Annotated in this window: 13 protein-coding genes; all 13 read left to right on the top strand. The window is 69.5% G+C overall.

All coding sequences use genetic code 11. The features are described 5' to 3' along the window. Positions 1 to 53 precede the first annotated feature (53 nt). The 13 genes from ABYF38_RS03710 (at position 54) to nuoL (ending at position 14065) form a co-directional block, all read left to right on the top strand. Positions 54 to 749, top strand: coding sequence for a demethylmenaquinone methyltransferase (locus ABYF38_RS03710; protein ID WP_371152798.1), 696 nt, complete (start codon positions 54 to 56; stop codon positions 747 to 749). Between the two features lie 416 nt (positions 750 to 1165). Further along, complete coding sequence (locus tag ABYF38_RS03705) at positions 1166 to 1525, top strand: NADH-quinone oxidoreductase subunit A (protein WP_371152797.1); 360 nt, start codon at positions 1166 to 1168, stop codon at positions 1523 to 1525. Between the two features lie 16 nt (positions 1526 to 1541). Beyond that, on the top strand, positions 1542 to 2099 hold the full coding sequence (locus ABYF38_RS03700) for an NADH-quinone oxidoreductase subunit B (protein ID WP_371152987.1): 558 nt from the start codon (positions 1542 to 1544) through the stop codon (positions 2097 to 2099). Between the two features lie 53 nt (positions 2100 to 2152). After that, entirely contained in the window at positions 2153 to 2842 is a 690-nt protein-coding gene (locus ABYF38_RS03695) for an NADH-quinone oxidoreductase subunit C (RefSeq protein ID WP_371152986.1), read from the top strand. Beyond that, positions 2842 to 4203: an NADH-quinone oxidoreductase subunit D gene (locus ABYF38_RS03690; protein ID WP_371152795.1), complete on the top strand. Its 1362-nt coding sequence runs from the start codon at positions 2842 to 2844 to the stop codon at positions 4201 to 4203. The genes ABYF38_RS03695 and ABYF38_RS03690 overlap by 1 nt, the downstream gene beginning before the upstream one ends. Further along, complete coding sequence (gene nuoE, locus ABYF38_RS03685) at positions 4200 to 4973, top strand: NADH-quinone oxidoreductase subunit NuoE (protein WP_371152794.1); 774 nt, start codon at positions 4200 to 4202, stop codon at positions 4971 to 4973. Before ABYF38_RS03690 ends, nuoE begins: the two co-directional genes overlap by 4 nt. Further along, a complete protein-coding gene (gene nuoF, locus ABYF38_RS03680; protein ID WP_371152793.1) occupies positions 4970 to 6283 on the top strand; it encodes an NADH-quinone oxidoreductase subunit NuoF in 1314 nt (437 codons plus the stop codon). The genes nuoE and nuoF overlap by 4 nt, the downstream gene beginning before the upstream one ends. Continuing rightward, a complete protein-coding gene (locus ABYF38_RS03675; RefSeq protein ID WP_371152792.1) occupies positions 6280 to 8790 on the top strand; it encodes an NADH-quinone oxidoreductase subunit G in 2511 nt (836 codons plus the stop codon). The genes nuoF and ABYF38_RS03675 overlap by 4 nt, the downstream gene beginning before the upstream one ends. Next, positions 8790 to 10130: an NADH-quinone oxidoreductase subunit NuoH gene (gene nuoH, locus ABYF38_RS03670; RefSeq protein WP_371152791.1), complete on the top strand. Its 1341-nt coding sequence runs from the start codon at positions 8790 to 8792 to the stop codon at positions 10128 to 10130. Before ABYF38_RS03675 ends, nuoH begins: the two co-directional genes overlap by 1 nt. Further along, positions 10123 to 10779 carry an NADH-quinone oxidoreductase subunit NuoI gene (nuoI, locus tag ABYF38_RS03665; protein ID WP_371152790.1) on the top strand — a complete coding sequence of 219 codons (657 nt, stop codon included), beginning with the start codon at positions 10123 to 10125 and terminating at the stop codon, positions 10777 to 10779. The genes nuoH and nuoI overlap by 8 nt, the downstream gene beginning before the upstream one ends. Further along, positions 10776 to 11795 (top strand): NADH-quinone oxidoreductase subunit J, encoded by a 1020-nt coding sequence (locus tag ABYF38_RS03660; protein WP_371152789.1) that lies wholly within the window; start codon positions 10776 to 10778, stop codon positions 11793 to 11795. The genes nuoI and ABYF38_RS03660 overlap by 4 nt, the downstream gene beginning before the upstream one ends. A gap of 3 nt (positions 11796 to 11798) precedes the next feature. Beyond that, positions 11799 to 12098 carry an NADH-quinone oxidoreductase subunit NuoK gene (nuoK, locus tag ABYF38_RS03655; RefSeq protein WP_371152788.1) on the top strand — a complete coding sequence of 100 codons (300 nt, stop codon included), beginning with the start codon at positions 11799 to 11801 and terminating at the stop codon, positions 12096 to 12098. A gap of 11 nt (positions 12099 to 12109) precedes the next feature. Beyond that, positions 12110 to 14065, top strand: a complete 1956-nt coding sequence (nuoL, locus tag ABYF38_RS03650; RefSeq protein WP_371152787.1) for an NADH-quinone oxidoreductase subunit L — start codon at positions 12110 to 12112, stop codon at positions 14063 to 14065. Positions 14066 to 14067: the final 2 nt, after the last annotated feature.

Genomic DNA, 14067 nt, shown 5'->3' with positions numbered 1-14067 from the left:
GCAATCGGTCCCGGGCTGCAGCCACGGGCGCCAACCTGCCAGAATTAGCCCCCATGAGAGCTGACCTGGACAAGGACCCCAACGCGATCGCGGGCATGTTTGACCGCGTGGCTCGCCGCTACGACCTCACCAACGACGTGCTGTCGCTCTGGTGCGATCGTGCCTGGCGCCGCGCGACCCGTCGCGCGCTCGGGGCCCAGCCGGGCATGCGAATCCTGGACCTCGGGGCCGGCACCGGCACCTCCGCCGCCGGCTACTACGAGGACGGCGCCGACGTGGTTGCCTGCGACCTCTCCGAGGGCATGATCGCCGAGGGCCGCCGCCGCTACCCCTTCCTGGAGTTCGTGCAGGGAGACGCCACCGACCTGCCCTTCGAGGACAACAGCTTCGACGCCTCCACCATCTCCTTCGCGCTGCGCAACGTCCAGGGCACCGAGAAGGCACTGCGGGAGTTGCTGCGCGTCACCAAGCCGGGTGGGCACGTGGTGATCTGCGAGTTTTCCACCCCCAGCACGCGCGTGGTGCGCGGCCCCTACAACTTCTACCTGGGCACCGTGCTCCCGGCGATCTCCCGCATGGTCTCCTCCAACGGGCGCGCCTACGAGTACCTGGCCGAGTCCATCCTGGCCTGGCCCAACCAGGCCGAGCTGGCTGACATGATGCGCAGCTGCGGCTGGGAGAACGTGGGCCACCGCAACCTCTCTGCGGGCATCGTGGCCCTCCACCGCGGCTTCAAGCCCGCCAACTGAGTAGGCGCCGGCCGATAGCGGTCGGCGGCCGGTGGCACGTGGCGGCGCCGGTCCCCCTAGCTCCGGCCACCCGGCTCCGGCTGGCCGGCGGCAGCGTCGGCCCCCTGCACCAGCGCGCCAAGCCCAACGCCGCCGGGCGGCGCGCGTGAGCTGAGCAATACGCACCACGGCCTTGCCGTAATTAGTTTGCGCGGCGGCCCCTGTGTGGCCTGAGCGGCACCCGATTGGGGCGGCAAAAAGGGCGGAATTGGGCCAAAAGTCTTGCGGGTGCCCTGCTTGGGCGGGCGGCGAAAACGAGCGCCGGTAGCCTCGCTACGTCGCCAGCAGTGCGTCGGCTTGTCCGTGCGCGCGGCCGGGTGGCGCTAAGTCGTGTGCAAAAGCACCAACCAAACTGATCCACCGAATAGGGAGAACCGATGGAAAACTACCTCCCCTTCCTCATCATGCTGGGGGTGGCGATGCTGGTGGCCGTGGGTGGTCTAGCCATCTCCGCCATCGTGGGCCCCAAGCGGTTCAACCGCGTCAAGGTGGAGAACTACGAGTGCGGTATCGACCCCACTCCGAGCGCCGGTGACCACGGCCGTTTCCCCGTGAAGTACTACCTGGTGGCGATGACGTTCATCGTCTTCGACATCGAGGTGGTCTTCCTTTACCCGTGGGCCGTCTCTTTCGGCACCCTGGGCCTGTTCGGCCTGGGCGCTGCCTTCTTCTTCATTGCCCTCATCACCGTGCCGTTCATCTACGAGTGGCGCCGGGGCGGCCTGGACTGGGACTGAAAGGACACCAGTGAAGATCGGAATTGAGGAGCAGGTACCGGCCGGTTTCCTGCTGACCAGCGTCGAGAAGCTGGCAGGCCTGGCCCGCGAGACCTCCATCTGGCCCGTCACCATGGGTCTGGCGTGCTGCGCCATCGAGATGATGTCCACCGCCGGCCCGCGCTTTGACATCTCGCGTATCGGCATGGAGGTGTTTCGCGCCTCGCCGCGCCACGCGGACCTGATGATCCTGTCCGGCCGCCTGTCCCACAAGATGGCCCCGGTGGTGCGCAACGTCTACGACTCCATGGCCGAGCCCAAGTGGGTTTTGTCCATGGGCGCTTGCGCCTCCAGCGGCGGCATGTTCAACAACTACGCGATCGTGCAGGGCGTGGACCACGTGGTGCCGGTGGACATCTACCTGCCGGGTTGCCCGCCGCGCCCGGAGATGCTGCTCAACGCCCTGTTCGAGCTGAAGCGCCAGTGCGTCAAGGGCCAGCCGCTCGGCGCGAACCGTGCCAAGGTGGCGCGCGCCGTGGAGGCCGCCGCCCTGGCCGCCACCCCCACCCACCAGATGAAGGGCTTGTTGGCGTGAGCGAGAACCAGATTATCGACGTGAATGACGGCGTGGTGGTCGACGCTGCCGCCGTGGCCGACGTTCAGCGCGGCCGCCCGGAGGGGGACGTGGTGGAGGTGCGCACCGGCCTGTTCGGCGTGCACGGCAGCGCCGACACCTCCGGCATGGGTGGCCTGGTGCGTCCGGTGGTCCTGCCGGGTGAGAGTCAGCGCCCCTACGGCGGCTACTTCGACGAGATCGTCGACGTGCTGGAGGAGGTGCTGGAAGAGCGCGGCCTGAACGTGGCCGACGTGATCGAGCGCGTGGTGGTCTACCGCGACGAGCTGACCATCCACGTGGCGCGCGAGCACATCGTGACCGTCTGCTCCATCCTGCGCGACGACCCGGACCTGCGCTTCGAGCTGTGCCTGGGCGTCAACGGCGTCCACTACCCGGGGGACAAGGACCGCGAGCTGCACGCCTGCTACGCCCTGACCTCGGTGACCCACAACCGCCAGCTGCGCCTGGAGGTGGCCTGCCCGGACGCCGACCCGACCATCCCGTCTGTCGTCTCCGTCTACCCGGCCAACGACTGGCACGAGCGCGAGACCTGGGACCTGATGGGCATCGTGTTCACCGGCCACCCGGCCCTGACCCGCACCGCCATGCCGGACGACTGGGTGGGCCACCCGCAGCGCAAGGACTACCCGCTGGGCGGTATCCCGGTGGAGTACAAGGGCGCCACCGTTCCCCCGGCCGACACGCGGAGGTCTTACAGCTGATGAACGCAAGCACTGTTAACGGCGCCGGTGGCGTGCGCGCCACCGCCCCGGCCCTGCCGGTTGGGGCCGACACCCCGGAGTTCACCGCCTTCGGTGGCGACTGGAGCGACATCGCGGCCGAGGCCGAGGAGCTGGCCAACGAGCGCATCGTGGTCAACATGGGCCCGGTGCACCCCTCCACCCACGGCGTGCTCCGCCTGATCCTGGAGATCGACGGCGAGACCGTGCGCGAGCTGCGCGTGGGCACCGGATACCTGCACACGGGTATCGAGAAGAACATGGAGTTTCGCACCTACACGCAGGGCGTCACCTTCGCCACGCGCATGGACTATGTGGCCCCCATCTTCCAGGAGGTGGCCTACTGCCTGGCGGTGGAGAAGGCCCTGGGAATCACCGACCAGATCCCCGAGCGCGCCAACCTGATCCGCGTGCTGATGATGGAGCTCAACCGCATCGCCTCCCACCTGGTGGCCCTGGGTACCTCCAGCAACGAGCTGGGCTCCACCACGATGATGACCATCGCCTTCCGCGCCCGCGAGGAGGTGCTGCGCATCTTCGAGCGCGTCACCGGCCTGCGCATGAACCACGCCTACATCCGCCCCGGCGGTGTGGCGCAGGACCTGCCGGCCGGTACCACCGACTACGTGCGCAGCCTGCTGCCCAAGATCCGCAACGACGTTGGCGAGATGCGTGACATCGTCATGGCCAACCCGATCTACAAGCTGCGTCACGTGGACGTGGGCACCATCGACCTGAGCGCCGCCATGGCGTTGGGCCTGACCGGCCCGTGCCTGCGCGCCGCCGGCCTGCCCCTGGACGTGCGCAAGACCCAGCCGTACTGCGGGTACGAGACCTTCGACTTCGACGTGCCCACCTACAACAAGTCCGACGGCTACAACCGCGCCCGGGTGCGCTTCGACGAGATCTACGAGTCCATCAAGATCGTCGACCAGGCCCTGGCCCGCCTGGACGCCACCCCCGGCCCCGTCATGGTGGCGGACAAGAAGATCGCCTGGCCGGCCCAGCTGTCCATCGGCGCCGACGGCCAGGGCAACTCCCTGGACCACATCCGCGAGATCATGGGCACCTCCATGGAGGCCCTGATCCACCACTTCAAGCTGGTCACCGAGGGCTTCCGCGTCCCGGCCGGGCAGGTGTTCAGCCAGGTGGAGCACGCCAAGGGAATCATGGGCGTCCACCTGGTCAGCGACGGCGGCACCCGCCCCTACCGCGTGCACTTCCGCGAGCCCTCATTCAGCAACCTGCAGTCTGCGGCGATGATGTCCGAAGGCGGCCAGCTGGCCGACGTCGTTGTCACGCTCGCTTCGATCGACCCCGTGTTGGGAGGCGTGGACCGATGACGCAAACCTGGGAACCGGAGGTGGAGGCGCAGCTGCGCGCCGACGCCGCCGAGATCATTGCCCGCTACCCGGCCGGCTACGAGCGCAGCGCGCTCCTGCCGATGCTGCACCTGATCCAGTCCGTGGACGGCTACACCTCCCCGCGTGGCGTGGTGCTCTGCTCCGAGCTGCTCGGGATCTCCCGCGCCGAGGTCAGCGCCGTGGCCACGTTCTACAGCCAGTACCGCCGCCACCCCGGCGGCGACTACCACGTGGGCGTGTGCACCAACTCCCTGTGCGCCGTGCTGGGTGGTGACCAGATCTGGGAGGCAGTCTCCGCCCACCTGGGCATCGGCCACAACGAGGCCCTGGAGGACGGCTCCATCTCGCTGGAGCGCCTGGAGTGCAACGCCGCCTGCGACTACGCCCCCGTGGTGATGGTCAACTGGGAGTTCTTCGACAACTCCACCGTGGAGGGCACCATCAAGCTGGTGGACGACCTGCGCGCGGGCAACCCGGTGGCCCCCACCCGCGGCCCCGAGCAGGTGCCCACCTACAAGCAGGTCTCCCGCACCCTGGCCGGTTTCGAGGACGGCCTGGCCGACCAGGGCGGGGTGGGCGAGCCCACGCTGCGCGGCCTGCGCATCGCGCGCGAGCGCGGCTGGACCGCGCCGCAGCCCGCCGCTGGCGCGCAGGCCGGGCAGGGCGTCGCTGAGGCACAGTCCGGTCAGGGCGCCGCTGGCGCGCAGGCCGGGCAGGGCGCCGCACCGGCAAAGGAGGAGGAGAAGTGAGCCAGACGTTCACCACCCCCGGCACCCTGGCGCCGGTACTGAGCGACATTTGGGACGCCCCGCGCTCCTGGACCCTGGATGCCTACCGCGCCGTCGGCGGCTACCAGGCCCTGGAAAAGGCGTGGGACATCGAGCCGGCCGAGCTGACCAACCTGGTCAAGGCCTCCGGCCTGCGCGGCCGTGGCGGCGCCGGCTTCCCCACCGGCCTGAAGTGGTCCTTCCTGCCCCCCGCCGACGGCGGCCCCCGCTACCTGGTGGTCAACGCCGACGAGTCCGAGCCGGGCACCTGCAAGGACATCCCCACCATGATGAACAACCCCCACTCGCTCATCGAGGGAGTTGCCATCACCTCTCGCGCCATCGGTTGCGAGCACGCCTTCATCTACCTTCGTGGCGAGGTAGTGCACGTGTACCGTCGTCTGCTGGCGGCCGCCCGCGAGGCCCGCGAAGCGGGCCTGCTGCGCACCGCGCGCGAGGGCGGGGAGCTCAAGCTCACCGTCCACGCGGGGGCGGGCGCCTACATCTGTGGTGAGGAAACGGCTCTGCTGGACTCCCTGGAGGGGCGCCGCGGCCACCCGCGCCTGAAGCCGCCCTTCCCGGCCGTGGCGGGCCTCTACGCCCGCCCAACCGTGGTCAACAACGTGGAGTCCGTGGCCTCCGTGCCCGGCATCGTCCGCTTCGGTGAGGACTGGTTCAAGGCGATGGGAACCGAGCGTTCCCCCGGCCACGGCCTGTTCTCCCTCTCCGGTCACGTGGAGCGCCCGGGCCAGTTCGAGGCCCCCTTCGGCATCACGATGCGGGAGCTGATCGAAATGGCCGGCGGCATCCGCGCCGGTCACCGCCTGAAGTTCTGGACCCCGGGTGGTTCCTCCACCCCGATCTTCACCGAGGAGGAGCTGGACATCCCGCTGGACTACGAGTCCGTGGGTGCGGCCGGCTCCATGCTGGGCACGCGCGCGCTGCAGGTGTTCGACGAGACCACCTCGGTGGTGCGGGTGGTTTCCCGCTGGACCGACTTCTACGCGCACGAGTCCTGCGGCAAGTGCACCCCCTGCCGTGAGGGCACGTACTGGATGCGCGCCATCATGCACCGCCTGGAGGCGGGCAAGGGCGTCGAGGGCGACGTTGACCTGCTGCTCGACATCGCGGGCAACATCGCCGGGCGTTCCTTCTGCGCGCTGGGCGATGCCTCCGCTTCCCCGATCCAGAGCGGAATCAAGCGGTTCCGCGACGAGTTCGAGGCCGGCTACCACACGCCCGCCCGCGAGCTCTTCCCCTACGAGGCCTCCGCGCTGGGAGCTGCGTCATGAGTGAACTTGTTTCTGTGACCATCGATGGCCAGGCGGTGGAGGTGCCCAAGGGCACGCTCATCATCCGCGCGGCCGAGCAGGCGGGCATCCACATCCCGCGCTTCTGCGACCACCCGCTGCTCAAGCCGGTGGGCGCGTGCCGCCAGTGCCTGGTGGACGTGGCCATGCCGGACCGCGAGGGCGTGGTGCGCCCCATGCCCAAGCCGCAGGCCTCCTGCACCATGACGGTCATGCCGGGCATGGAGGTGAAGACCCAGCTGACCTCCCCGGTGGCCAAGAAGGCCCAGGAGGGCGTGCTGGAGTTCCTGCTCATCAACCACCCGCTGGACTGCCCGGTCTGCGACAAGGGTGGCGAGTGCCCGCTGCAGAACCAGGCCCTCACCCACGGCGCGGCCACCTCCCGGTTCATCGACACCAAGCGCTCCTACCCGAAGCCGATCGCGATCTCCACGCAGATCCTGCTGGACCGCGACCGCTGCGTGCTGTGCCAGCGCTGCATCCGCTTCTCCAAGGAGATCGCGGGCGACCCGTTCATTGACCTGCAGACCCGTGGCGCCAAGGCGCAGATCGGCCCGTTCGACTCCGCCACCCTGGGCTACGAGGACCCGGACTTCTCCGGCCGCGAGTCCGCCCCGCAGTACGCCGGTCCCGCCGGCGAGGCGGGTTACGGCGGCGCGCTGCACCCCGGCCCGATCGGGGCGGCTGAGGAGGACCTCTCCGGGCGCGCCTTCGCCTCTTACTTCAGCGGCAACACGATCCAGATCTGCCCGGTGGGTGCGCTGACCAGCGCCTCCTACCGCTTCCGTTCCCGCCCGTTTGACCTGATGAGCCTGGAGTCGGTGACGGAGCACGACGCCTCCGGCAGCGCGATCCGCGTCGACGTTCGTCGCGGCACCGTGCTGCGCCGCCTGGCGGGCAACGACCCGTCAGTCAACGAGGAGTGGATCACCGACAAGGACCGCTTCGGCTTCCCGTGGCAGTCCCTGCAGCGCTTCACGGCACCGATGGTGCGCAACGAGGCGGGCGAGCTGGAGCCGACCTCTTGGGCGGACGCCCTGGACGTGGCCGCCTCCCTGCTGCGTGGGGCCGATGGCGTGGGCTTCCTGCCCGGTGGCCGCCTGCCCTTCGAGGACGCCTTCGCGTGGTCCCGCTTTGCCCGCGTGGTGGCGGGGACCAACAACATCGACGCCCGCGTGCGCGCGGTCAGTGACGAGGAGACGGCCTTCCTGTCCGCCAAGGTCCTGCCCCAGGCGCCGGTGACCTACACCGACCTGGAGAGGGCCGGCCAGGTGCTGCTGGTTGCCTTCGAGGCCGAGGACGAGTGCGGCAGCGTGTTCCTGCGCCTGCGCAAGGGCGTGCTGGCCGGCACGGTGAAGGTGGCCACGGTGGCCCCGTTCACCACGCGCGGCAGCGAGAAGATGCGCGCCACCGTGCTGCACGCCGCCCCGGGCACCGAGTCCGAGGTGATCGGCACCATCGCCGCCGGAGGTGAGAACGCCGCGTTGGCCGACGCTCTGGCCGGCGGGGTGATCGTGGTGGGCGAGCGCGCCACCGCCGTGCCCGGCTTGCTCTCTGCGGTGGCCGCCCTGGCCGAGCGCGTGGGTGCCCGCCTGGCGTGGATCCCGCGCCGCTCCGGTGAGCGTGCCGCCCTGGAGGCCGGCGCCGTGCCGAGCCTGCTGCCCGGCAACCGTCCGGTGGCCGACGCTGCCGCCCGCGCCTCCCTGTGGGACGGGCTGGCCCCCGCGCAGGCCGGCCTGGACAGCGCCGGCATGCTGGCCGCCGCCGCGGCCGGCGACCTGTCCACCCTCGTGGTGGGCGGCGTGGACGTGCGCGACTTCCCGGACGTGGCCACCGCGCGTGCCGCCCTGAAGCGCGCGAACGTGATCTCCCTGGAGGTGCGTCCCTCCGAGGTGACCGCCCTGGCGGCCGTGGTGCTGCCCGTGGCGCCCCCGGTGGAGAAGGGCGGCACCTACATCAACTGGGAGGGCCGCCGCCGCCCGTTCGGCCAGGTCCTCACCTCCCGCGCGATGCCCGACCGCGAGGTGCTCACGCGCCTGGCCGCCGAGCTGGACGTGGAGCTGGGCACTGCCCGCCTGGACGACGTGCACGCGCTGCTGGCCCAGCTGGCCCCGTGGAACGCCCCGCTCACCTTCGAGCCGGTGGCCCCCGCCCCGCTGGCCGCCCCGGCCGCAGGCGAGGCCGTCCTGGCCACTCACAAGCCGATGATCGACAACGGCGCCTGCCTGGTGGGCGAGCCCCACCTGGCCGGCACCGCCCGCCGCTCCGTGGTCGCCCTGGGCGCCTCCACCGCCTCCGCGCTGGGCGCGGTGGAGGGCCAGGCCGTGACCGTGACCGGCCCGACCGGCTCCATCACCCTGCCGTTGGTGGTCACCGACCTGCCTGACCGGGTGGTCTGGCTGCCGCAGTGCTCCGCAGGCAGCGACGTGCACGTAACCCTTGGCACCGCCGCCGGCGGCGTCGTCCAGATCAAGGTAGAGGCGAACTGATGAACGTCATTTCCGCACAGCACGCCGGACCGGCGTTTACCTTCAACGACCCCTGGTGGATCTCCCTGATCAAGGCCGGCGCGATCATCACCTTCCTGCTCCTGTCGGTGCTGCTGGCACTGTGGGTGGAGCGGCGTGGACTGGCCCGCATGCAGACCCGCCCGGGCCCGAACTACCACGGCCCCTTCGGCCTGTTCCAGGCCATCGGTGACGCCGCCAAGCTGATCCTGAAGGAGGACTTCTGGCTGGGAGGGGCGGACAAGTTCATCTACGTCCTGGCCCCGGTCATCGCGGCCCTGACGGCCTTCACCGTCTACTCGGTGATCCCGTTCGGCCCGGAGGTGTCCATGTTCGGGCACACCACGCCGCTGCAGCTGCTGGATTCCCCGGTCTCGGTGCTGATGATCCTGGCGATCACCGCCTTCGGTGTCTACGGCATCGTGCTGGGTGGTTGGTCCTCCCACTCCACCTACCCGCTGCTGGGCTCGGTGCGTTCCTCCGCCCAGGTGATCTCCTACGAGCTGTCCATGGGCATGAGCCTGCTGTCGGTCTTCCTGGTCTCCGGCTCCATGTCCACCAGCCAGATCGTCAACCAGCAGACCGAGCTGTGGTGGTTCATCCCGCTCTTCCCGGCCTTCGTGATCTACGTGATCTCGATGATCGGTGAGGTCAACCGTCTGCCCTTCGACCTGCCGGAGGCCGAGGGCGAGCTGGTGGCCGGTCACATGGTGGAGTACTCCTCCATGAAGTTCGCCTGGTTCTTCCTGGCGGAGTACATCAACATGCTCAACGTGTCCGCCGTGGCGGCGACCCTGTTCCTGGGCGGCTGGCGCGCCCCGGCCCCGCTGTCCATGATCGGCGGCGGCGTGCTCAACACCGGCTGGTGGCCCATCCTGTGGTTCGTCGCCAAGGTCTGGCTGTTCATGTTCTTCATGGTCTGGACCCGAGGCACGCTGCTGCGCTTCCGCTACGACCAGTTCATGGCCATCGGCTGGAAGATCCTGATCCCGGGCTCCCTGGTGTGGATCGTGGCCCTGGCCACCCTGCAGGGCCTGCGCCAGTTCGCCAACTTCACCGCCACCGAGCTCTCCCTGGGCATCGGCGTGGTGGCCCTCATCGCCATGGCGATCATCTTCATGATCCCGGAGAAGGACGAGGCGCAGGAGCAGGCCAAGCTGGCCGGACCGGCCCCGCAGGAGGGCGAGTTCGACCCGTTCGCGGGCGGCTACCCCGTCCCGCCGCTGCCGGGCCAGACCCTGCCGCCCTCCCCGCGCGCCGCGCGCCGCGCCGCCACCGTGGAGGCCGTAACCGTTTCTGCTGAGGAGAACACCGATGACTGACCGCGAGTACACCACCGCGGCTGGCTTCACCTACCAGCCCACCGTCAGCTACGAGCCTGACGAGAAGGGTGCGCTGGGCAAGTTCTTTGCCCCCGTGGCCGGTTACGGCATCACGCTGTCCTCGATGTTCCGCCCCACGGTCACCGAGCAGTACCCGTTCGAGAAGGTGCCCACCCAGCCGCGTTTCCACGGCCGCCACCAGCTCAACCGCTACGCCGACGGCCTGGAGAAGTGCATTGGCTGCGAGCTGTGCGCCTGGGCCTGCCCGGCCGACGCGATCCTGGTCGAGGCGGGCAACAACACCCCGGACGCCCAGTACTCGCCGGGCGAGCGCTACGGCCGCGTCTACCAGATCAACTACCTGCGCTGCATCTTCTGCGGCATGTGCATCGAGGCGTGCCCCACGCGCGCGCTGACCATGACCAACGAGTACGAGCTGGCGGACACCACCCGCGAGTCCCTCATCTTCGAGAAGAAGGACCTGCTGGCCCCGCTGGGCGAGGACATGCTGGAGGCCCCGCACCCCATGGTGCCGGGCACCACCGACGGCGACTACTACCGTGGTGCCGTCACCGGGGTCCACCCCGACCAGCGCGCCTGGGTGGAAGCCAACCGCAGCGCTAGCGAGACTAAGGAGGTGCGCCCGTGAACGACCTGACCCCGATTGCCGCCCACGCGGCCAATCAGCTCAGCATGGGGGAGACCATCCTCTTTTGGGTGTGCGCGCCGCTGATTGTGGTGGCCGCCGCCGGTGTGCTGCTGGCCAAGAAGCCCGTGCACGCGGCAGTGTCCATGATCTTCGTGATGATCCCGCTGGCGGTGATCTACTTCGCGCAGGAGGCCAGCTTCGTTGGTGCCGTCCAGGTGATCGTCTACACCGGTGCGGTGATGATGCTCTTCCTGTTCGTCATCATGCTGGTGGGCGTGGGCGCCACCGAGACGCGCCGTGAGCGCATCCGGGGCCAGCTGCCCGCCGCTGTCCTGGCCGGACTGGGCACCGTGATCCTGCTGGTCACCCTGGTGGTGCGCGGCATGTCCGGCGCGCAGGCCCGCGGCTTGGAGCTGGCGAACTCCGAGACCAACCCGGTGGGCCTGGCCAAGCTGCTGTTCGGCTCCCACGTCGGTGCCATGGAGCTCACGGGCGCGCTGCTGATTGTGGCCGCGCTGGGCGCCATGACGCTCACCCACAAGCACCGCCACGGCCCTAAGGCCGACCTGGCGGCCACCGCCGCCGCGAAGATGAAGGCGTTCGCGGAGAAGGGCACCCACATCGGGCAGCTGCCCACCCCCGGTGTCTACGCCTCCACCAACGCGGCCACCGCGCCCGCGTTCGGCGCCGGCGGCAAGACCATCGAGGCCTCCGTGCCGCGCGTCCTGCGCGTGCGCGGCCAGGCCCAGTCCCTGGCGGAGGTCGCCCCTGCGGTCGTCGCCACGGTCGCCCAGGGCGGCTCCACCCACGGCGCGCAGGCCTCGCGCGGGGTTGGCCTGTCCGGCGGCATCGGCATGCCGGGCCGCGAGAAGGCCCCGGAGATCGCCCCCCGCCCCACCGGCGGCCTGCTGGGTGGCGCCTTCGCCGCCCCCGCCGCGCAGCTCGACGCGGCCGCGCCGAGCGAACCGGCCGGTGAGGCGTCGGCCACCCCGACCACGGAAAAGGAAGGTGAGTAAGCCATGACGCTGACCGCGTACCTAATCCTCTCGGTGGTGGTGTTCACCATCGGAGCGCTCACCGTGCTGCTGCGCCGCTCGGCCGTCATCTCCCTCATGGGAGTGGAGCTCATGCTGAACTCCGCCAACCTGGCGCTGGTCACCTTCTCCCGCCTCCACGGCAACCTGGAGGGGCAGGTCATGGCCTTCTTCGTGATGGTCGTGGCTGCGGCTGAAGTGGTGGTGGGCCTGGCCATCATCGTGTCCATCTTCCGCAACGCAAAGTCCGCGTCCGTTGACGACGTGACGCTGCTCAAGAACTGAAGGCAGGGACGATGAACTTCTTTGCCACCGAAATCGTCATGCCGCACCTGGTGCCGGCCAGCGGCGCGGCCGCGTACGCCTGGCTGCTGATCGCCGTGCCCCTGGCCAGCGCGATCCTGCTGCTCCTGGCCGGCAGCCGCACCAACAAGTGGGGCCACTGGGTCTCCGTTGCGGCCTCCAGCTTCTCCGCCGTCTACGCGATCGTGCTGCTGTTCCAGCTGATCGGCCTGCAGCCCGGCGCCCGCAAGATGGTGGTGCCGCTCTTCAACTGGATCAACGCCGGCGGCATCAACGTGGACGCCGCGCTGCAGGTGGACCCGCTCTCGCTCACCTTCGCGCTGCTGGTCACCTTCGTGGGCACCCTGATCCACTTCTACGCCGTGGCCTACATGGAGCACGACGTCGCCCGCCGGCGCTTCTTCGCCTACCTGAACCTGTTCATCGCGGCGATGCTGACCCTGGTGCTGGCCGACTCCTTCGCCCTTCTGTTCGTGGGCTGGGAGGGCGTGGGCCTGGCCTCCTACCTGCTGATCGGCTTCTGGAACTTCAACCCCGCCTACGCTGCGGCCGCCAAGAAGGCCTTCGTGATGAACCGCGTTGGTGACGTGGGACTGCTGCTGGGCATGGGAAGCCTGTTCGCCACGATCGGCTCCACCAACTTCGTGCTGGTCTCCGCCGGCGCCCCGCACGTCTCCGAGGGCTGGCTCACCGCCATCGGTTTCTTCCTGCTGCTGGCCGCCTGCGGTAAGTCCGCGCAGGTGCCGCTGCAGGCCTGGCTGGGCGACGCCATGGCCGGCCCCACCCCGGTCTCCGCGCTGATCCACGCCGCCACCATGGTCACCGCCGGCGTTTACCTGATGGTGCGCTCGGCCCCGATCTACGCCGGTGCCCCCACCGCGCAGATGGCCGTGGCGATCGTCGGTGCGGTCACGCTGATCTTCGGTGCGATCGTCGGCTCCGCCAAGGACGACCTGAAGAAGGTCCTGGCCGCCTCCACCATGAGCCAGCTGGGCTACATGATGCTGGCCGCCGGCCTGGGGCCGATCGGCTACGCCTTTGCGATCTTCCACCTGCTCACGCACGGCTTCTTCAAGGCCCAGATGTTCCTTGGCGCCGGCTCCGTGATGCACGGCATGAACGACCAGGTGGACATGCGCCGCTTCGGTGGCCTGTCCAAGGCCATGAAGATCACCTGGATCACCTTCGGCATCGGTTGGCTGGCCATCCTGGGCGTGCCGCCGTTTGCCGGCTTTTTCTCCAAGGACAAGATCATCGAGGCCGCGTTTGTGGGCGAGGGCGCCACGCCGTGGGTGTTCGGCACCGTCACCCTGATCGGTGCGGGCATCACCGCCTTCTACATGTCCCGCCTCTTCTTCATGACGTTCCACGGCAAGCGCCGCTGGACCACCAAGAAGGAGACGGAGCTGGGCGGCGATGTGCACCCGCACGAGTCGCCGCTGCTGATGACCGTGCCCATGATGATCCTGTCCGTGTTCTCGGTGGGCCTGGGTGCCTTCCTGGCGGTCGGCGACAAGTTCACCACCTGGCTGGAGCCGGTGGTGGGGCACGCCGAGCACCACGAGCCGGTCATCCCGATCCCGCTGATCATGGGCCTGACCCTGGGCCTGGTGGCCGCTGGCGTGGCCCTGGCCTACTACATGTACGTGCGCCGCGACGTGCCGCTGACCGCGCCGACGGGCGCGCTGCCCACGGCCGCCCGCAACGACCTGTACGCCGACGCGATCAACGAGAACCTGTTCATGAAGCCCGGCCAGGTGCTGACCAAGGCCGTGGTGGCCACGGACACGCACGTGGTGGACGGGGCCGTCAACGGCACCGCCGCGCTGGTGGGTGGCTCCGGCCGCTGGCTGCGCCCGCTGCAAAACGGCTTCACCCGCTCCTACGCCGCCACGGTGCTGCTCGGGATCGTTGTTGTCACCGCCGCCGTCCTAGTGGCGAGCCTGTAAGG

The organism is Buchananella sp. 14KM1171, assembly GCF_041380365.1.
In the GTDB taxonomy this organism is placed as follows: Bacteria; Actinomycetota; Actinomycetes; order Actinomycetales; family Actinomycetaceae; genus Buchananella; species Buchananella felis.
The sequence above is the reverse complement of the archived record's forward strand: the minus strand, read 5'-3'. Positions and strand labels throughout refer to the sequence as shown.